Annotated in this window: 18 protein-coding genes and 1 pseudogene; 8 read left to right on the top strand and 11 right to left on the bottom strand. The window is 43.2% G+C overall.

The annotated features are described in order from the left end of the window. Positions 1-92: 92 nt before the first annotated feature. Complete coding sequence (locus tag J7649_RS08705; protein WP_004644999.1) at positions 93-1,502, bottom strand: FAD-binding oxidoreductase; 1,410 nt, start codon at positions 1,500-1,502, stop codon at positions 93-95. A gap of 354 nt (positions 1,503-1,856) precedes the next feature. On the opposite strand from J7649_RS08705, the gene serA reads away from it, so the two are divergent. After that, positions 1,857-3,089 (top strand): phosphoglycerate dehydrogenase, encoded by a 1,233-nt coding sequence (gene serA / locus J7649_RS08710; RefSeq protein ID WP_005108551.1) that lies wholly within the window; start codon positions 1,857-1,859, stop codon positions 3,087-3,089. Between the two features lie 124 nt (positions 3,090-3,213). Then, positions 3,214-4,080: an EamA family transporter gene (locus J7649_RS08715; protein ID WP_219307435.1), complete on the top strand. Its 867-nt coding sequence runs from the start codon at positions 3,214-3,216 to the stop codon at positions 4,078-4,080. Positions 4,081-4,133: 53 nt separating this feature from the next. Here J7649_RS08715 and J7649_RS08720 read toward each other — a convergent pair whose 3' ends face one another. After that, positions 4,134-5,267, bottom strand: coding sequence for a hypothetical protein (locus J7649_RS08720; RefSeq protein ID WP_219307437.1), 1,134 nt, complete (start codon positions 5,265-5,267; stop codon positions 4,134-4,136). Positions 5,268-5,631: 364 nt separating this feature from the next. Here J7649_RS08720 and J7649_RS08725 point away from each other — a divergent pair, with 364 nt between their 5' ends. Further along, a complete protein-coding gene (locus J7649_RS08725) occupies positions 5,632-6,510 on the top strand; it encodes an EamA family transporter (RefSeq protein ID WP_219307439.1) in 879 nt (292 codons plus the stop codon). A 140-nt stretch (positions 6,511-6,650) separates the two neighbouring features. Here the strand turns inward: J7649_RS08725 and J7649_RS08730 are convergent, their stop codons facing one another. The 3 genes from J7649_RS08730 to truB form a co-directional block, all read right to left on the bottom strand. Beyond that, positions 6,651-7,118: a hemerythrin domain-containing protein gene (locus J7649_RS08730; protein WP_219307441.1), complete on the bottom strand. Its 468-nt coding sequence runs from the start codon at positions 7,116-7,118 to the stop codon at positions 6,651-6,653. A 117-nt stretch (positions 7,119-7,235) separates the two neighbouring features. Further along, positions 7,236-8,018 (bottom strand): sulfite exporter TauE/SafE family protein, encoded by a 783-nt coding sequence (locus tag J7649_RS08735; protein ID WP_219307443.1) that lies wholly within the window; start codon positions 8,016-8,018, stop codon positions 7,236-7,238. A gap of 12 nt (positions 8,019-8,030) precedes the next feature. Further along, a complete protein-coding gene (gene truB / locus J7649_RS08740; RefSeq protein ID WP_219307445.1) occupies positions 8,031-8,936 on the bottom strand; it encodes a tRNA pseudouridine(55) synthase TruB in 906 nt (301 codons plus the stop codon). A gap of 186 nt (positions 8,937-9,122) precedes the next feature. Here truB and J7649_RS08745 point away from each other — a divergent pair, with 186 nt between their 5' ends. From J7649_RS08745 to J7649_RS08765, 5 genes and pseudogenes are all read left to right on the top strand, one after another. After that, positions 9,123-10,151: a lipase secretion chaperone gene (locus J7649_RS08745; RefSeq protein ID WP_219307447.1), complete on the top strand. Its 1,029-nt coding sequence runs from the start codon at positions 9,123-9,125 to the stop codon at positions 10,149-10,151. 390 nt (positions 10,152-10,541) lie between these two features. Further along, complete coding sequence (locus tag J7649_RS08750) at positions 10,542-11,552, top strand: esterase/lipase family protein (protein ID WP_005248304.1); 1,011 nt, start codon at positions 10,542-10,544, stop codon at positions 11,550-11,552. Positions 11,553-11,637: 85 nt separating this feature from the next. After that, positions 11,638-12,357: pseudogene (locus J7649_RS08755) on the top strand (esterase/lipase family protein); the annotation flags it as partial. Between the two features lie 154 nt (positions 12,358-12,511). Then, on the top strand, positions 12,512-13,480 hold the full coding sequence (locus tag J7649_RS08760; protein ID WP_219307449.1) for an esterase/lipase family protein: 969 nt from the start codon (positions 12,512-12,514) through the stop codon (positions 13,478-13,480). Between the two features lie 69 nt (positions 13,481-13,549). Then, positions 13,550-14,530 carry an esterase/lipase family protein gene (locus J7649_RS08765; protein WP_219307451.1) on the top strand — a complete coding sequence of 327 codons (981 nt, stop codon included), beginning with the start codon at positions 13,550-13,552 and terminating at the stop codon, positions 14,528-14,530. Positions 14,531-15,052: 522 nt separating this feature from the next. Here the strand turns inward: J7649_RS08765 and rplS are convergent. The 6 genes from rplS to J7649_RS08795 all read right to left on the bottom strand — a co-directional run bounded on the left by rplS (position 15,053) and on the right by J7649_RS08795 (position 18,314). Then, positions 15,053-15,427 (bottom strand): 50S ribosomal protein L19, encoded by a 375-nt coding sequence (rplS, locus tag J7649_RS08770; protein ID WP_004281205.1) that lies wholly within the window; start codon positions 15,425-15,427, stop codon positions 15,053-15,055. A gap of 185 nt (positions 15,428-15,612) precedes the next feature. After that, positions 15,613-16,347 (bottom strand): tRNA (guanosine(37)-N1)-methyltransferase TrmD, encoded by a 735-nt coding sequence (trmD, locus tag J7649_RS08775; RefSeq protein WP_071850938.1) that lies wholly within the window; start codon positions 16,345-16,347, stop codon positions 15,613-15,615. Positions 16,348-16,373: 26 nt separating this feature from the next. Next, entirely contained in the window at positions 16,374-16,922 is a 549-nt protein-coding gene (rimM, locus tag J7649_RS08780) for a ribosome maturation factor RimM (protein ID WP_004281200.1), read from the bottom strand. 30 nt (positions 16,923-16,952) lie between these two features. Next, positions 16,953-17,210 carry a 30S ribosomal protein S16 gene (rpsP, locus tag J7649_RS08785; protein ID WP_004281198.1) on the bottom strand — a complete coding sequence of 86 codons (258 nt, stop codon included), beginning with the start codon at positions 17,208-17,210 and terminating at the stop codon, positions 16,953-16,955. A 142-nt stretch (positions 17,211-17,352) separates the two neighbouring features. Further along, the gene (locus tag J7649_RS08790; RefSeq protein WP_276530808.1) at positions 17,353-17,781 is read right to left on the bottom strand and encodes a type IV pilin protein; all 429 of its coding nucleotides are present in this window, start codon (positions 17,779-17,781) and stop codon (positions 17,353-17,355) included. Then, a complete protein-coding gene (locus J7649_RS08795; protein ID WP_219310084.1) occupies positions 17,781-18,314 on the bottom strand; it encodes a type IV pilin protein in 534 nt (177 codons plus the stop codon). Before J7649_RS08795 ends, J7649_RS08790 begins: the two co-directional genes overlap by 1 nt. Positions 18,315-18,316 lie beyond the last annotated feature (2 nt).

Genomic DNA, 18,316 nt, shown 5'->3' on the forward strand with positions numbered 1-18,316 from the left:
TTCTTACTACAAAACCATTTAGACTCTGTAACTGTATTTACACAGCAATAAAAAAGCGCACCTTTCGATGCGCTTTTTTCAATTCCGATCGATTAAAGATCGAAAAGTTTACCCGGGTTCATGATGCCATTTGGATCGAACACTTTTTTCAGGGCTTTCATATATTCAATTTCTTCCGCCGAACGCGAATATTCAAGATATGGCTTCTTGGTCATGCCCACACCATGTTCCGCAGAAATTGAACCGTCATATTTTTTCACGGTATCAAAGACATACTTGTTCACCACCTGACATTTGGCAAAGAATTCATCTTTAGACAAATCAGCAGGTTTTAAGATATTTAAGTGCAAGTTACCGTCACCGATATGACCGAACCAGCAGATTTCAAAGTCTGGGTAATTCGTCGATACAATCGCATCAATTTCTTTAATGAATGCAGGAACGTGCGTGATCAGAACGGAAATGTCATTTTTGTATGGAATAAATGGCGCGATAGATTCAGAAATATCTTCACGTAAACGCCATAAACTTTCTACTTGATCAAGGCTTTGGCTCATTACGCCGTCCAGCACCCAACCTTGTTCCATGCAATGCTCGAAGATTTCCATCGCCTTGTCCATAATCGGTTCAAACGGCGCTTCAAACTCAAGCAACACATAGAAGGGACATTCAGTTTCAAATGGACGTTGCACGTGACCATGTGCCAACACTTTTTGCATTGCCAGTTCACCAAAGAACTCGAACGCGGTTAAATCAATTTTCGCCTGGAAGGCATGCAATAACGGCATGATCGCATCAAAGTCAGGTACACCCAGTACCATCACTTGCAGGTCTTGCGGTTGACGTTCAAGCTTGATTTCTGCTTCCGTCACCAGACCCAGCGTGCCTTCACCACCGATAAATAAATGCTGAAGCGCATAACCGGTTGCATTCTTGATCATGCCTTTGTTCAGGCGCAATACATCGCCCTTACCTGTCACAACCGTCAGGCCAAGCACCCAGTTACGGGTCATGCCGTATTTGATGACTTTAATGCCGCCAGCATTGGTCCCGATGTTACCGCCAATTTGCGATGAACCTGCAGACGCAAAGTCAACCGGATAATACATGCCCTGCTCTTCAGCATAGTTTTGTAACTGTTCAGTCACTACACCTGCCTGTACACGCACCATGCGATCTGCCGGGAAGAATTCCAGAATCTGGTTCATCTTATCCATGCTGACCACGATCTCGCCATTGGCTGCGACTGCACCTGCAGAAAGACCGGTACGACCACCCGATGGAGTCACTGCAACGTTAAATTGGTTCGCCAATTTAACGATGTCTTGAACTTGCTCAGTGGACGATGGAAAAACGACGACTGACGGGTTTGGATCAAAGTGCTTCGTATGATCGCGACCCCAATTCTGGAGGCTGTCCGTATCGGTTTTAATACGGTTTTCACCCACAATTGCAGTCAATTGGGTCAATAACTCAGGGGTTAAAGCGACTGGAGCATTCATCGTTTACAGACCTAGCATGATTTAAACAAGAGAGACTTCGCTGGTTCATTTGCACATTTTTTACGCATAAAAACATGGATACAAATCAGGCGAAACATGATTATTAAAGCACCGGATCACGCTGCTTTAAAAGCATGGCGCAATATTATAAGCTATTTTTTAGCGTTTCCCTCGAAAAATGAAAATTTTGATAATATACCTTTGAAAATGCAGATTTAAATCAAATACCATGATCATTATTATCAATATATCTTGCCAGAATAGCTGATGTGAGCGTCATCAAGGAAATGTATAAGTGCGCTTTTCCTGTGCTATTATACCGCGACTAAATTTGGCCTTTGTAGCGGAGCCGTAATGAGCCAACATCTATCTCTACCTAAAGATAAAATCCGTTTCTTGTTGTTAGAAGGCGTTCACCAGAATGCAATCGACACTCTAAATGCTGCTGGATATACCAACATCGATTATCGTAAAACTGCGCTTGAGGGTGAAGCGTTGAAAGAAGCGATCAAAGATGCTCACTTCATCGGTATTCGTTCCCGTACTCAATTGACTGAAGAAGTCTTTGAAGCTGCGAACAAACTGATTGCTGTCGGTTGTTTCTGTATCGGTACCAACCAGGTGAACCTGGACGCTGCAATGCGTCGCGGTATTCCAGTCTTTAACGCACCTTACTCAAATACGCGTTCAGTGGCTGAACTTGTACTTGCTGAAGCAATTCTTCTTCTACGCCGTGTACCTGAAAAATCAGCAGACACACACACAGGCGGCTGGAACAAATCTGCAGTTGGTTCGTTCGAAACACGTGGTAAAACTTTAGGTATCGTAGGTTACGGTTCAATTGGTTCACAACTTTCTGTACTTGCTGAAAGCATGGGTATGAAAGTGATCTATTTCGATACAGTGACTAAATTGCCTTTAGGTAATGCACGTCAAGTCGGTAGCTTAGGCGAACTTTTGGCAAATGCCGATGTGGTTTCTCTACACGTTCCTGATGTTCCATCTACACGTAACTTCATGACCAAAGATCAGTTCGCGCAAATGAAAGAAGGTTCGATCTTCATTAATGCGGCACGTGGTACCTGTGTCGTGATCGAAGACCTGGCAGATGCGATCAAATCTGGTCACATTGCTGGTGCTGCGGTTGACGTATTCCCGAAAGAACCTAAAGCGAACGGTGAAGAATTTGTTTCTCCACTGCGTAACCTGCCAAACGTGATCCTGACTCCGCACGTGGGTGGTTCGACCATGGAAGCGCAAGCGAACATCGGTCTGGAAGTCGCTGAGAAATTTGTAGCTTATTCTGACAAAGGTATGACTTTATCTGCGGTGAATTTCCCAGAAATCGCATTGCCATTGACTGAAGGCAAACACCGTTTACTGCACATCCATCAAAATATTCCGGGCGTGTTGTCTAAAATCAACAACCTGTTTGCTGAACAAGGCATCAACATCTCTGGTCAGTCACTGATGACTAAAGGTGATGTCGGTTACCTGGTAATGGATGTCGATGCTGCTGCATCTCATGAAGCACTCGATATGCTTTCGAATGTTGAAGGTACAATCCGCGCACGCGTATTGTTCTAATTCAATATAGTAGAAAAACCACAGCTCTCGGGCTGTGGTTTTTTGTTTTTTAAGGTTTTTATTTTAAAACTTTTTCAGCTTATGCTGCTCTTCCGTTATTCGAGCAATCGAAACCTATTTAGTCATGCTGAATTTTAAAATTGCACCCATCGTGCAAGCGCCGCTGATTTTGCTGATCGCCATGATCAGTATGCAAAGCAGTGGTTCCTTTGCCAAATATCTGTTCGGTCAGTTTCCGATCCTGACTGTTTCCGCAATGCGTCTGCTTTTGGGCGCTGTGATTTTGGCACTGATTTTTAAAATTTGGCAAATCCATTTCAGACAGATCAAATGGCCGGCCATTATCAGTTATGGCCTTGCTCTGGCCGGCATGAACCTCTTGTTTTACCTATCGATTGATCGCCTACCGCTGGGAATTGCCGTCTCTTTTGAATTCATTGGCCCCTTAAGTGTTGCCCTGTTTTATGCACGGCAAAAATTCGACTTTGTCTGGGTCGGACTGGCGATTCTGGGCCTGGTTCTGCTATTTCCTTTTGATCAGGCTGCCCAGCCACTTGACCCGATCGGGATTGCATTTGCCTTGGGTGCCGGTGCCTGCTGGGCCTTATATATCGTTGCCGGCCAAAGACCTTCAGGCATTTCTGGCAATCATACTGTATGCTTGGGCATGTTTGTCGGTATGCTGGTTTTGATGCCGATTTCGCTCTTTGCAGGCATGCCGGCACATACTTTTGAACCGATGAGTTTGCTGTATTTTGTGGCTTTGGCAGTACTGGCCAGTGCCCTGCCTTTCACACTGGAAATGATTGCCCTGCGTAATTTAAGCGCACTGAGTTTCGGCACCTTGATGAGTTTGGAACCCGTTATTGCCGCACTCTCAGGCCTATTGTTTCTGGGTGAAACCTTGTTGTGGACACAGTGGCTGGCATTGGCCACGATTATCAGTGCTTCGGTAGGCTGTACAGTGACAGCACAAAAAAGGAAGCATTGAATAAAAATAAAGGCGCTAGAGCGCCTTTATTTAAGATTACTTATTTTCAAATTTTAACGTGGTGTTGCGTCTTTAATTGCAGTATTTAATGCATTTGCTGCTGTCACATTATAGCCATCACATGCGGAAGCAAGATGGTCATAATTGTATTCTGTCCATTTGATCATTAAAGGACTTGCACCCTCTTGCTTTAAGCTGTCCACCGCAACCCTTTTGGATTGCGCAATATAGTCAGCGTGATCAATATGTTCCCCATGTTCAGAGAAAGCACTTGGATAAATTTCACCTTGATATTCGATCGCACCAAAATATTTATAATATTGCATAGCTTCGTCTTTATATTCTGCCTTTTTATATTTCAAGTTAGACATCGATTCATCCAGAATATCTTTTGCCAGATCTCCAATTCTTTCGCCAGCCTGCCATTCATCAAGTGTGCGATAACCGGCCTTTATATCCGGATCAAATTCAATATATTCTTTCTCAGGGTGTTCCGCCAGAATACGGAAACATTGAGATCCATTCGGGAAGGTACGGGCTTTTTGTAAACCAACAAAGTTGCTTGCAAACTCATTATAATATTTACGGTCAGCGGCTGTCGTATTATCAATATTAAAGAATACCCGGGTCTCAGTATCATCATACATCTTCACCACAGCAATATTAGTGCGTTCAGTTAATGCCTTACCAGACAGGTCATACCACTCTATATGCCGATGATTACTGATGTTGTTTTCCGGTATCGTTACAGGGCGGCTCGTAAATCTGTCCGGTGTATTTTCCAATACTTTTTCCAGCTTATAACCTAATGTCGTAAGTGTACGATCTGTAGGGAACACGCCTTGCTCTGTGACATAAATTGGAAAAACAATATCCTCTTCAATCGCATATTCAGTATCAACAGCGCTGTTATCATCCGCATATAATATGCCGTCAGTAATTTTATTTTTATGACTGGCTAACAGAAGTTTTTGCGATTCCATCTCTGATCCATCAATATTCGGTAAGTTGAATTGATAGTTATAGAATTCCGAAATGGTGTCTGATGCTCCATCACCCGGGGTTCCAGGATTGGTGGGTGCCGGTTGACTAGTGACTGGTCCATTATTATCAGAACTATCGGAACCACCACCACATGCTGCCAGCATGCAGCTAAAAATGGCGCAAGAGAGTATTCTTAATTTCATTATTATCTACCTTAATTATTTGATATTGTTATTTTAATGCTGTCCCGAAACACGGGATCTAAGATGTTTTCATTGTTATTTTAAAACTAACCCGAATCACGAGGTCTAAGATATTTTAATAAATATAGAAACAAGATCAATTTAAAAATTGATTAATTTGTAACCGCAATTACATAGAAGGTTAACTTTGAATTTAAAATCTTTAGGTATTTGATCGGGCCAAAACTTAACTTGATTGAATCAAAATTTAAGTTCGCCTCGGCAAAATATTTCCTTGCCCTACTCATTAAAAATTAACCAGTTTGCTATAATTTCACTTTCCCCTATTTCTCATTTTCACCCATTCTGGGTAGAAGCTGCTTCCATGCCAAACGCCCAACTCCTTGCCGTATTGTTCATGGTCTTATCCATGACCTCCTACCAGATCAGTGCATCTTTTGCCAAACAGCTGTTTAGTGTGCTGGATCCGGTCACTGTGACCATTTTAAGGCTGTGCTTTGCAGCAATGATTGTTGGGGTAATGTTTCGTTCTTGGAAAATCATTCAGCGGTTGCCTTTTTTGAAATGGCGGGATTTACTCTGCTATAGCGCCGCTTTAGGGGTCATGAATATTTTATTCTATCTGTCTCTGGGAAGATTACCGCAGGGAATTGCAGTCGGTCTGGAGTTTATTGGTCCTTTGGGTCTGGCCCTGCTCTCGATCAAACATCGTAGTGATTATATTTGGGTATTGATGGCCATTTTAGGCATTGCGTTAATGGTGCCATGGGGACAGGCCAATAGTAGTAATTTCGACCTTCTGGGCGCCGCCTGTGCTTTAGGTGCGGGTTTATGTTGGGCACTGTATATTTTCTTCGGGCAACGCGTGGTGCAGCAAAATATCGGCATGCATGCACTGACTATTGCGATCAGTATTTCAGCCTTATGCCTGTTACCAATCGGACTGTATAACAATGCTCCTGCCTTGATAGACACCCAGTATTGGGGCAAGGCAATTACTATTGCTGTACTGGCAACAGCCATTCCTTATGCTCTGGATTTAAAGGCACTTCAGCATTTGAATAAAACCAGCTATGGCACCCTGTCCAGCCTGTCTCCGGCTTTGGCTGCACTGGCCGGTTTTGTACTATTAGGCGAAAAAATTACGCTTCTTCAGGCCGTGGCACTGATCTGTATCATGCTAGCATCAGTCGGTGTGACTGTACGTGCCGCCCGTCAAGGATCAGCAGAAAAGAATACCTAAAAGCCTTATTGGAATTTGAACAACTGATTAAATATCCTATCCATTCTGTGTTTTTACTTGCTTTGAAAGCAAAATATAGAAGACATAAAAAAGATGGCACTACAGCCATCTTTTTTATTTGTTCGACTTGAATGCAAAGCTTAGCTTTGTACCAGCATATCTTTTTTCATGTCTTTATAACGCTGGTATTCATTCTTATACTGCACTGCTAAAGCGGTCTTCTGCTCTTCACCCAGAATTTTACCGGCCTGCTGGAAGAAACCATGTTCCTCTTCTTTTAAGTGATGATGCACTTTTTCGGAAAGTTTTTTGGCCATGGCAATCCAGCCTGGATTACTCAATTCAGTTACAGTTAATTCCTCGATCATTTCGTCCATTTCATGATGTTCAGCTAAAGCATGGCGGGTAATATTCAGGCCTGAATCAGTCATCATCAAGGGAATATAAAAATAACGGTCTTCCGCAGCTTCATGCGCAAATAATTCATTTTTCAGTTGCTTGAACAGCTCACGGCGTTCTGGTGTATCCCCGGAAGTCTGTAATAGTTTTTCTGCAAGATCACGCTGAATCTCATGACTCTCTCTTAATGCTTCAAAAATAGTCGTCATTCCGATATTTCTCCGATTGTTTTATTTTTCATATCATTGATTCTAGAAGATTTTCAGAACAGGTTTAGACGCAGTTTATACAGTGATTTGTTAAGAAATTTTAATATCGAGAATGATTTACATCGGGTTTAGATCTAAAAAAAACATCTGGTATGCCATCCGGCAAATCAGCAGACTGACCAGAATCAGGAATAAAATCCGGATAAAGCCACTGCCATATTTAAATGCCAAACGCACCCCGACCAAGGAACCACAAATATTGGCTACCGCCATCATTGTCCCGACCATAAACAGCACATTGCCACTGGGAATAAAAAAGCTTAAGGCGGCCAAGTTGGTGGTGAAATTGGCAATTTTCGATAAGGCTGATGCATGCAGGAAGTCGACGCTTAAATAGCGAATAAAAAAGAAAATAAAGAAACTGCCGGTGCCCGGACCAAAGATACCATCATAAAAGCCTATCGCCAGACTACCCAAAGCGGCCAGTATCAGCATTTTCCGATTCAGTTTTTGTTCGGTATGCACCTGGCCAAACTGTTTTTTCATCAAGGTATAGATTGCGATCACGATCAACATGACCAGCACAAAAGGCTTAAGGATCTCGACTGGAATTAGCGTAACGCTGGCTGCACCAATAAAAGAACTGACAAAACTGCACAGTGCAATCACGCTCAAGAGCAACCAGGGCAGTTTTACCTGACGCAGGTAGGAAAATGCCGCAGAAGCGGTGCCACAAATGGACGCGAGTTTATTGGTGCCAAAGACCGTAGCAGGCTGTAAATGCGGTAAAGTCCCCATAATTGCCGGGATCTGGATCAGACCACCACCGCCCACGGCAGCATCAATCGCCCCTGCAAAAAATGCAAAGACAACCAGACTGATGATGATCTCAATTTCCATATATTGACTCGATTAGAGGTTCAGGACGCGTTTGGGTACCAGACGTTTTTTGTCGGTGATTTCTGCCAGACCCAGACATTTCTCGCCATCAAAAACCAGCACCTGTTCAGCTGCTTCATGTTCGATATTGCTTTCCATGCCGCGGCTAAAATATTCTGCGCGACCTTCGGGTACCTGCACTTTTGGAAAATGATCAACCGGTGCATAGGCCGGCAACAACAGTGCATCACGCTCTGCTTCGCTCAGGCTTTCCAGATATTCAATGGTATAACTCGGGATCAAATCAAAATGACCGGTTTTGATGCGGTGCAGATAAGTCAGATGGCCATAAGTTCCCAGTGCTTTGGCAATATCTTCACCCAATACCCGGATATAAGTCCCTTTAGAACAGGTAATATCCAGCGTGATACTGTTCTCCGTAAAGGATAAAAGCTCAATCGCTAAAATGGTAATCGGACGTGCTTCACGTTCAATCTCGATACCTTTGCGCGCCAGTTCGTATAAAGGACGGCCTTCTTTTTTCAAGGCAGAATACATTGGCGGCACTTGCTGGATATCACCCACAAATTGCGCCAGTGTTTCCTGAATCAAAGACTCGGATAATTCAGGAACCACTTTTTCCAAGAGCACCTCGCCTTCCACATCACCCGTGGTGGTGCTATGCCCCAAAAATACGGTCGTCTGATAACGCTTGACCGAATCTAATAAATAATGCGAAAACTTGGTCGCCTCCCCCAAACACACGGGCAATAAACCGGATGCCAACGGATCCAGCGCGCCGGTATGGCCGGCTTTTTGTGCACGGTACAACCAGCGGACTCTTTGCAATGCGGCATTAGAACTGATACCCAAAGGCTTATTGAGCAGGAAGACACCACTAAGATGACGACGCTGAATTTTAGGAGATGATGCTTTCATGGCAAAAAATCAGACATTTTATAAATTGGCGCCATGGTAAAACCCTGCGAGAGGATTTACAACTTTTCTATAGTCTCTAATGATTTTTATGGCATATTGAGCCGGCTTGAACATCTAAAAGCTTTAATATCTAAAAGCTTAAATATCTAAAAATAATGAAATAACGAGAAAATAGGTGCATAGGATATGCAGAAATATAAAATATGGATCATTCTGGCGTTGCTGGTGCTATGCATCCTCACACTGCTCTTATGGCTGTCCCCAAAAGAAAATACCCAGGCGGATACCGGGACAAAAATGCCTTTAACCGAAACTCAGGCAGAGCAAACCGCACTCTTGGTCAATGGTCCTGCCAATGCAGCCTTCCCCAGTGCCAGCCAGCAAGATACCGAAATTAATTGTCAGATGCAGCTAGACGCCAGCAACCGTCTGCTCGTGAATGAACAGACCCGCAACTGTTTTGAATATTTTATTACCCAGTTCGGTGAAAAAAATCTGCAACAGATCCAGCAGGATTTTAAAGCCTATATTCGCCAGAATCATAAAGAACCGGCACTCTCGCAAATTCTGGATTTATGGGATCGTTATCTCCAGTATCGTCAGGGTTTAGGCCAGCTCACTGCACCGACTGGGCTGAATCAGGAAGATCCTGCCTATTATCGTAGCATCTATAACAGTACCCAAAATTTGCGCCAGCAATACTTTTCCAAGTATGAAATCGAAGGCTTGTTCGGTACAGAAGATGCCTATCATGAATATACCCTGGACCGGATGAGCGTACTGGCGGACAAAAGCTTGACTGAGATTGAAAAAGCGCAAAAGCTCAAAGCACTGTTTCAGCAGCTTCCGCAGGACTGGCAGGAAAATTTGGAACAACTGAATAAACTGGAAGATCTGCGCAAACTCACCGCTGATATTAAAGCCCGTGGTGGTTCCCGTGATGAAATCCGGCAGATGCGGATAAATCTGGTCGGTGCTGAAGCAACACAACGTCTGGAACAGCTGGATGTAAAACGCAGCGACTGGAAAAACCGGGTGACGGGCTATTTAGATGAACGAGATCAGATTACCCAGTCCAGCATGTCCGATACTGCCAAACAGCAAGCCATTGCCCAACTTCGCAGCCAACATTTTAATACACCGCAAGAACAGCTACGAGTAGAAACCTTTGAACAGGTTCATGATCAGGGAGCCAAACTACCCTTTGCTGACTAAGCCTAAAAGCCATCACCTGTTGATGGCTTTTTTATAAATGCCCTTTTGATAACTTTATATTTTTTCTCAAAATGATCTTTTATAGTTGTTTCCAAATATTTCGTATTTACACAAAATAACTTAGAAAAATTATAATGATTTCAAAGACTTTTTATTTAAATACATCTGCAAATAAAACGCATACTTACAATGTAAATTCCTCCTGTCCTGCATGTCCCCAAATGACATGGTTTTAGACCTCTGAAATGAAAAAATACCGCTTCTTCAAAAGAAAAATTGCTCAGCCACTGAAGGCCTAAACTGTATTTTCATCGTCTGATTTGTGGCTTGCAACACTCTACAAAAAGCAATGATTGCTTGAATAACGATAAAATTTAAAAAGGGACAGCTATGTATACTTTCAGCAAGACAGCCCAGTTACTGACTGTGGCTTTAGCGACCACTCTGGGATTCAGTTTTTCTGCACAGACTCAGGCTGCAGCGAGTGCAACACAAGTCATCGAAAAGAGCCGGTCTGACTATGCCAAGACCAAATATCCGATCCTGATGGTACATGGCTGGTTAGGCTGGTCACGTATTGGCACCGATAGTATCGGGCTGGATTACTGGTATCAGATTCTGCCAGATATGGCACGTAATGGTTCAACCGTGTTTGCTGCACAATTATCGCCGGCAAATACAACGATGCATCGCGGAGAACAACTAATCCATCAGGTTGAAGAGGTTCTGGCAATTACCGGAAAGCAAAAACTGAACTTGATTGGCCATTCCCATGGTGGACCAACAGTGCTGTATGTTGCAGCGACCCAGCCGCAGTATATCGCCTCTATTACCGGCGTTGCAGGAACCTACCATGGCTCCAAAGTGGCAGATGATATTCAGAACAATAGCCTGACGCGTACCGCCTTTAACATTTTAGGTGATTATATTATTGGTCCATTGATTGCACTGGGTCAGTTTAAGCCTGAACTGGAAATTGATTTTGATGCTTCCATGAAATCCCTGAGCCAGACCGGTTCAAATACTTTTAATGCCACAGTGGCACAGCAGGTGGTCAAAGATGGCGTATTGGCTTCTACAGAAAACTGCAATAAAAATTTAAAACAGAAAGATAGTAAAGGCATTCATTATTATTCATGGACGGGTGTGGCCCAAGCCACCAATGCCCTGGATATTGATACGATCCTGATGCAGCTCGGCCCTTTATCTTATGGCAGTAAAGACAATGATGGCATGGTTTCACGTTGTAGTGCGTTCATGGGCAAGGTGATTCATGACCAGTACAAACTCAATCATACGGACCTGGCCAATATGATGTTTGGTCTGAAAGGCGTGTTTGCACCAGATCCGGTCGCCCTCTACCGCCAGCATGCCAACCGACTCAAATTAGAAGGTTTATAACCCCAGAGTGCCTGTATTTTCAGCTGAAATATAGGCTTTTTTTCTGGTTCTTTTTATTTGACCTATCCGCGATCGGGAAGCTGCAATGAAAAAAATAATGTATCACTTAAACCTTTTGCTGCTGGGTTCCATCTTGACTAGTCCTGTGCAAGCCTCGGCATTACAGGAATATAAAAGTAATTTTGTCCTCTCGAGTTATGCCAAGACAAAATACCCGATGGTCTTTGTTCATGGTTTTGGTCTAGGTTTTAACCGGATTGGAACAGATCACATCGGTTTAGATTATTGGTATCAGATTCCCCAAGACCTGAGCCGGTATGGTGCACGGGTGTTTTCTGCCGAATTGTCTGCTGTTGCGTCCAATGAACTGCGCGGTGAACAGCTCTTGATGCAAATTGATGAAATACTGGCACTGACGGGCCAGAAGAAAGTCAATCTGATTGGGCATAGCCAAGGTGGCCCAACAATTCAATATATCGAGGGCGTTGCACCGCATAAAGCCGCCTCTTTAACCGCCATTGCCGGGGCGATGCAAGGCACCCCGTTTTTTGTCAATGCCAGCCAGACGCCACTGCTTGAACCCTTTATCCATGCCATTGGTACAATTTTGGGCCATAGCATGAATCTGGTTACAGCTAACCAGTATCCGGTCAGTATTATCGAGGCACTGCAAGCCATGAATCCAGAGGCGATTCAGGCCTTCAATGTGAAATATGGCTCCTCTGCCATTCCCCAAAACTGTCAGACCCAAGGCAGCAAACTTACATCCAATGGAATTTACCACTATTCCTGGATGGGCAACCGGCTCAAGCTGCAAGGCTTATAAATCACTTATTTTATGAATAGATCATCTTTATTAATTAAAAAAACTTAGGAAACTGAGTCCCTGCTACATAGGGGAACTTTAGGCAACTGGATGAGGATCATCCCGTTAAAACAACAAAAGTGAGGAAAATATAATGAAATTCGGAATATTAATCACCGGCCTGCTGCTGGCGGGTACATGTCTCAGCACCCAGGCATCCACCCAGGCCAGTCAGGTCACAGCAAAAGCCAGTTCACAATATGCCAAGACCCAATATCCGATTGTCTTTGCACATGGTATGGCGGGTTTCATCCGGATCGGTACTGACCAGTTTGGACTGGATTACTGGTATCAGATTTTACCGGATCTGGCGCGTAATGGCGGTAATGTCTGGGCAACACGTGTCTCGCCTTTTAACTCATCGGAAATTCGGGGTGAGCAACTTTTAGAGCAGGTAAATGAAATTCTGGCCATTACCGGTGCAAAGAAAGTCAATCTGATCGGTCATTCCCATGGCGGCCCGACCATTCGTTATGTCGCAGGTGCAGGGAATGGAATAGTCGCTTCCCTGACTTCTGTCGGTGCTCCGCATAAGGGCTCCCCGGTTGGAGACCTGATCCTGCAAGCAGAAGGTACACCGATACAAGGGCCTTTAGTCGGTGGTATCAACCTGGTGTCTAAGGCCATCACCTGGGCACAAGGTCTGGATCCAAACAGTTTCCCACATGACTCTCTGGCAGGTGGTAGCAGTCTAACCTTGGCAGGATCCGCTCAATTCAACCAGAAATATCCGCTGGGTATGCCAACCACCGCCTGCGGTGAAGGTAAGGAAAAAGACGGTGATATTCGCCATTATTCATTCACAGGTATAGGTCAAGTCACCAACCCGCTCGATCCTGATTCAGCATTGAAAGTTACAGCTTTACTCATTGATGGCGGCAAGGAAAATGATGGTCTGGTCTCCCGCTGTAGTGCCAAATTCGGTAAAACGATTCGGGATAACTACAACTGGAACCATCTGGATGAAGTGAACCAGCTCCTTGGATTAAAGAATATCTTTGCTCCAGACCCAGTCGATGTTTATCGCCAGCATGCCAACCGGCTCAAATTGCAAGGCCTGTAATTCAATCTCATCCCTGTCATCACAATGTGCAGGGATTTTTTAATTTTTAAACCGCCAAAATGGAACTTTATGAAAATTAGAACGCATTTTATAACCTTATGCTGCGTGTTATTTACGGGCCAATATGTGCAGGCTTCCAATTTGCAGCAAGCAGAATCCAGATTTGTCGTGTCCAATTATGCCAAAACACACTACCCCATTGTATTTGCACATGGCATGGTCGGCTTTAATCGCATTGGTTTTGATGCCTTAGGCATGGACTATTGGTATCAAATTCTGCCTGATTTAGCCCGTAATGGTTCAACTGCCTTTGCCACCCGCATCTCACCTTTCAATTCTAGCGAAATCAGAGGTGAACAATATGTGGAGCAACTGAAAGAAGTCATGGCGATCACCGGCGCAAAAAAATTGAATTTAATTGGTCATAGTCATGGTGCACATAGCGTGCGTTATGCAGCCGGGGTGATGCCGCAACATGTAGCCTCAGTGATGACTGTGGGCGGTGCCAACCAAGGGACGATTGTCGCCTCTGATGTTATGCGACTTGCTAATCAAACCGGTACATCTGAATTGCTTAATACCCTGATCAGCAGTTTTGGCAACGTCATCATGTGGGCACAAGGCTTAGACGGTCAAGCTTTCCCACACAACGCCCTTGCAGCAGGACACAGCACCTCAATTGAAGGCACAGCCGAATTTAACCAGCGCTTTAAACTCGGGCTTTCGCTGAGCCCATGTGGTGAAGGCAAATATACAGACCAAGGCATTGCACTGTATTCAATGACCGGCAATCAACCCGTGACTAATCTCCTAGATGTCAGTGATGCCGCCATGAAAGCCTTGGATCTACTTTCTGCAAGTAAGGCTGGCGCGAATGATGGAATCGTCTCGGTATGTAGTGCCAAATTTGGTAAAACGATTCGTGATGATTATCCATGGAATCATCTGGATGAAATCAACTTGCTATTTGGCATTAAAGGTACCTTGGCACCTGATCCAGTTGCTGCCTATCGTCAACATGCCAACCGCTTAAAACTGCAAGGTTTATAGAGTTACACAAGCCTCTATTCCTCCAGAGGCTTTTTCTATCTTATTTTTCTCTAAATTTTTTCTTGAAATTTACTTGTTAATCATGATCAAACTGCATATAAAATATTCATCAAATATAAAAAGAACTGTGAAATAAAATAAATGCAGATACGTTCTATAGAAATCAAAAACAAATTTAAAAGAACCTGTCCCTGTTGCAAACGAAAAGTCATTAATCCTTTTCAATTTAAAAAATATGAGCCTTATTATTGCCCCTATTGTCATCGACATATTATCGCAAATGTATGGATCAGTATTTTACTGGTTATCACACAATGTTTTATTTGCATTCAACTTTTTAATGCAGGATTCCAGTCTTGGGGATATTTTGTATTATTCCTGATGTTTATTCATAAAATTTTCTTGGATATTTTGGATGCTATGATCTTGCCTTTGCAGGAACATTTCGAATAAATCTACATAAAAATTAGGCATAAAAAATGCGCCCAAAGGCGCATTTTTTCACTCGTATAAAGCTTAAAATTAAGCTTTAGTTTTACGAGCTGGTAATTTTTCACGAATACGTGCAGCTTTACCAGACAATTCACGTAGGTAGTAAAGTTTAGCACGACGAACGTCACCACGACGTTTCACTTCGATACCAGCAACGATTGGAGAGTGAGTTTGGAATACACGCTCAACGCCAACACCGCTAGAAATTTTACGTACTGTGAACGCAGAGTTCAAACCACGGTTTTTCTTAGCAATTACAACGCCTTCGAACGCCTGCAAACGCTCACGATCGCCTTCTTTTACTTTAACTTGAACAATAACTGTATCACCTGGTGCAAAAGCAGGGATGTTTTGTTTCAATTGTGCGTTTTCAATTACTTGAACTAAAGGATGCTTACCGCTCATGGGGTATCTCCAATATATGCGAGTCAGAAGAGGTCTGATCATCGCTGGGTATAGAGGCTAAAGCGCATACACCCGATTATCTTTCCCTTTATGGTTGACCATCTCAACCATAAAGAGCCTATTAAAGAATACTTAAATCATTTTAAGTACTTGCTTGAAGATAGAAATGATCACTCATCAATATCTTACAAATCTTTTAGCCATTTTTTCTGCTGCTTGGTCAGTTCGACTTTTTCCACCAACTCTGGGCGGCGTTCAAGTGTACGCTGATATCGCTGCAAAAACCGCCATTTTTCAATATTGGCATGATGCCCGGACTTTAACACCTCAGGCACATCCAAACCTTCAAAATGATCTGGCTTGGTATATTGTGGGCAATCTAGCAGACCATCCACAAATGAGTCTTGCACGTGTGACTGTTCATCAGACATGGCACCTGGAAGTCTCCGGATAATACTGTCCAATAAAACCATCGCAGGAAGCTCACCACCCGATAAGACATAATCTCCAATTGACCATTCCTGATCAACATATTGCTGGATCAAACGTTCATCGACGCCTTCATAACGTCCGCACAGTACGATGATTCCGTCATATTTGACAAAATCCTGTACCGCAGTTTCGTTTAAGGTCTTTCCTTGCGGTGACATATACACCACAGGAACCTGAACTGCACCTGCTTGCGTTGCAAGCTCTTTGGCATGCTGGATTGCTTTTGCCAGAGGCTCAGCCATCATCACCATACCCGGACCACCGCCGAATGGACGTTCATCCACCCGTTTATAGTTGCCCGTCGCATAATCGCGAGGATTGATGCAATGAATTTGCATCAACTCACGTTTTGCTGCGCGCCCGCTAATCCCATAGGCTGTAATCGCTTCAAACATTTCAGGAAAAAGCGTAATGACTGCAAAAAACATCGCAGACTCCCGTATTTCCGAAAATATTAGTAGTCTACGCCCCAATTGACGTAGATACGACCAGCTTCAAGATCAACGCGTTGCACCACATCTTTATGCCATGGGATCATTCGCTCTTCGCCATCAATGCTGTCGGCAGTTGCGCGAACCACCATCACATCGTTAGCACCTGTTTCAAACAGCTCAAAAATTTGACCGAGATTGACTTCTTGTTCTTCATCATCCAGACCTAACACAGTTAGACCTTTTAAATCAGACCAATAGTACTCATCTACGCCTGCTTGAGGCAGTTGCGATTTAGAGATCCAGACATTGGAGCCAACCAGTTCGTCTGCACCAGTGCGATCACTCACACCTTTAAGCGAAACTACCAGGCCTTTACCATGTGGTTTCCAACGTTTTACATCGACAATTTGCCAACCTGCTTTGGTCTCAATGTACCAAGGCAGATAGTCAAATATGTTGCTCATAGGTTCTGTATTGGAATAGACCCAGAGCCACCCATTTAATCCATATGCTGAACGCAACTGTCCAATCTGAATACGATCTTCGGGAACATTCTGTGTTGGTGTCATGGGCAAGCTACTACCTAATTTATATAAAAATTATGCAGCAACTGCAGCTTTTTTAGCTTGAGCAGCTAAAGAAGCAACACGATCAGAAGGTTGAGCACCTTGAGAAACCCAGTGAGCAAAACGGTCAGCATCTAAACGAAGTTTTTCTGCTTTACCTTGAGCTGTAGGGTTGAAGAAACCGATACGTTCGATGAAACGACCGTCACGTGCATTACGGCTATCAGTCACAATGATTTGATAGAACGGACGTTTTTTAGCACCACCGCGTGCAAGACGAATAACAACCATGATAGAACCTTATAGTTTTTACGGATTATCCCTGTACCGACCACCGATACATTTCAAACCCCTTTCATAGAGGGCAGTATTTTACTTGAACTTTGCCCTGAATGAAAGATGAAAAATAGGTTAGCTACAATTTTGGATTTAGTTAGCGGCCGTCCCAGTTAGAGGTGGCTGAGAGCCCATTACAATTGTTTACGCCTTTTTCCCAAGAACGCTGTCCTTGTTCATTAAAGCAAATCCAACCATTATCAGCTTGAATCGTTCCTGATATAGGTTTTGCAATTAGTGTCCAAGTAGAAGCATTCGTCTCTAATGTTAAATCATATAAAGCAGCTCCAGATATAGGTGTTACCGCTGCTCCATATATATTTGTAATGTTTGCATTTAAATAATTTCCTTTAGTTACTTTAAATTGCATTAAAGTTTTACCAATAGTGATCATTTCAGCTTGAGCATCTGTGCGATGAGTACGAACTTTATAATTTTGATATGATGGATAAGCAATTGCAGCCAAAATTCCAATAATTGCAACAACAATCATAAGCTCAATTAATGTAAAACCAGTTTTATACATCACCAATTATCCCCCGCAGAACAAGACGCATAACCCGTTATGGTAGCTTTTTGCTTACAACGCACCCCTGTGCTCGTAAGTAAAAAATTAAAATTTTGAGGATCTTCACTTACAGCTTTAATAGCCCAACCTTGTCCAGTAGAAGTGCTAGATATTAAAAGTGGGTTACCTGTCATGCTATCAACAAGAGATAATGTATATTTGATCGTTGAACTTTCTAATGGCAGTGTCAACAATTGTTTACTAGCATCAAATGAAGATACTTTAGGTGCACTCGGTGTTGGGTACAAATAGCTTGCATTAAATCCACGATAACTAAAATTTCGAGATTTATGGCGTTCTAACTGTTCAGCTATCTTTTGCATTTCTTGCTGTGCTTGAGCTGCAACACCCCGACGTACAAAATGTTGATAACTTGGAATGGCGATTGCAGCAAGAATTGCGATGATAACAACTACTACCATCAGTTCAATCAAGGTAAAACCTTGATTGAACTGATTCAGTTTTAATTTTTTTTTACAAAGCTTAATCATAG

Origin of the sequence: Acinetobacter lwoffii (genome assembly GCF_019343495.1) — a bacterium.
GTDB classification, from domain to species: domain Bacteria; phylum Pseudomonadota; class Gammaproteobacteria; order Pseudomonadales; family Moraxellaceae; genus Acinetobacter; species Acinetobacter lwoffii_P.

What these genes read in the sequence shown, in the direction of transcription:
- J7649_RS08705 (WP_004644999.1), bottom strand. Translation starts at nt 1,502, where the DNA reads ATGAATGCTCCAGTCGCTTTAACCCCTGAGTTATTGACCCAATTGACT.
- serA (WP_005108551.1), top strand. Translation starts at nt 1,857, where the DNA reads ATGAGCCAACATCTATCTCTACCTAAAGATAAAATCCGTTTCTTGTTG.
- J7649_RS08715 (WP_219307435.1), top strand. Translation starts at nt 3,214, where the DNA reads ATGCTGAATTTTAAAATTGCACCCATCGTGCAAGCGCCGCTGATTTTG.
- J7649_RS08720 (WP_219307437.1), bottom strand. Translation starts at nt 5,267, where the DNA reads ATGAAATTAAGAATACTCTCTTGCGCCATTTTTAGCTGCATGCTGGCA.
- J7649_RS08725 (WP_219307439.1), top strand. Translation starts at nt 5,632, where the DNA reads ATGCCAAACGCCCAACTCCTTGCCGTATTGTTCATGGTCTTATCCATG.
- J7649_RS08730 (WP_219307441.1), bottom strand. Translation starts at nt 7,118, where the DNA reads ATGACGACTATTTTTGAAGCATTAAGAGAGAGTCATGAGATTCAGCGT.
- J7649_RS08735 (WP_219307443.1), bottom strand. Translation starts at nt 8,018, where the DNA reads ATGGAAATTGAGATCATCATCAGTCTGGTTGTCTTTGCATTTTTTGCA.
- truB (WP_219307445.1), bottom strand. Translation starts at nt 8,936, where the DNA reads ATGAAAGCATCATCTCCTAAAATTCAGCGTCGTCATCTTAGTGGTGTC.
- J7649_RS08745 (WP_219307447.1), top strand. Translation starts at nt 9,123, where the DNA reads ATGCAGAAATATAAAATATGGATCATTCTGGCGTTGCTGGTGCTATGC.
- J7649_RS08750 (WP_005248304.1), top strand. Translation starts at nt 10,542, where the DNA reads ATGTATACTTTCAGCAAGACAGCCCAGTTACTGACTGTGGCTTTAGCG.
- J7649_RS08760 (WP_219307449.1), top strand. Translation starts at nt 12,512, where the DNA reads ATGAAATTCGGAATATTAATCACCGGCCTGCTGCTGGCGGGTACATGT.
- J7649_RS08765 (WP_219307451.1), top strand. Translation starts at nt 13,550, where the DNA reads ATGAAAATTAGAACGCATTTTATAACCTTATGCTGCGTGTTATTTACG.
- rplS (WP_004281205.1), bottom strand. Translation starts at nt 15,427, where the DNA reads ATGAGCGGTAAGCATCCTTTAGTTCAAGTAATTGAAAACGCACAATTG.
- trmD (WP_071850938.1), bottom strand. Translation starts at nt 16,347, where the DNA reads ATGTTTTTTGCAGTCATTACGCTTTTTCCTGAAATGTTTGAAGCGATT.
- rimM (WP_004281200.1), bottom strand. Translation starts at nt 16,922, where the DNA reads ATGACACCAACACAGAATGTTCCCGAAGATCGTATTCAGATTGGACAG.
- rpsP (WP_004281198.1), bottom strand. Translation starts at nt 17,210, where the DNA reads ATGGTTGTTATTCGTCTTGCACGCGGTGGTGCTAAAAAACGTCCGTTC.
- J7649_RS08790 (WP_276530808.1), bottom strand. Translation starts at nt 17,781, where the DNA reads ATGTATAAAACTGGTTTTACATTAATTGAGCTTATGATTGTTGTTGCA.
- J7649_RS08795 (WP_219310084.1), bottom strand. Translation starts at nt 18,314, where the DNA reads ATGATTAAGCTTTGTAAAAAAAAATTAAAACTGAATCAGTTCAATCAA.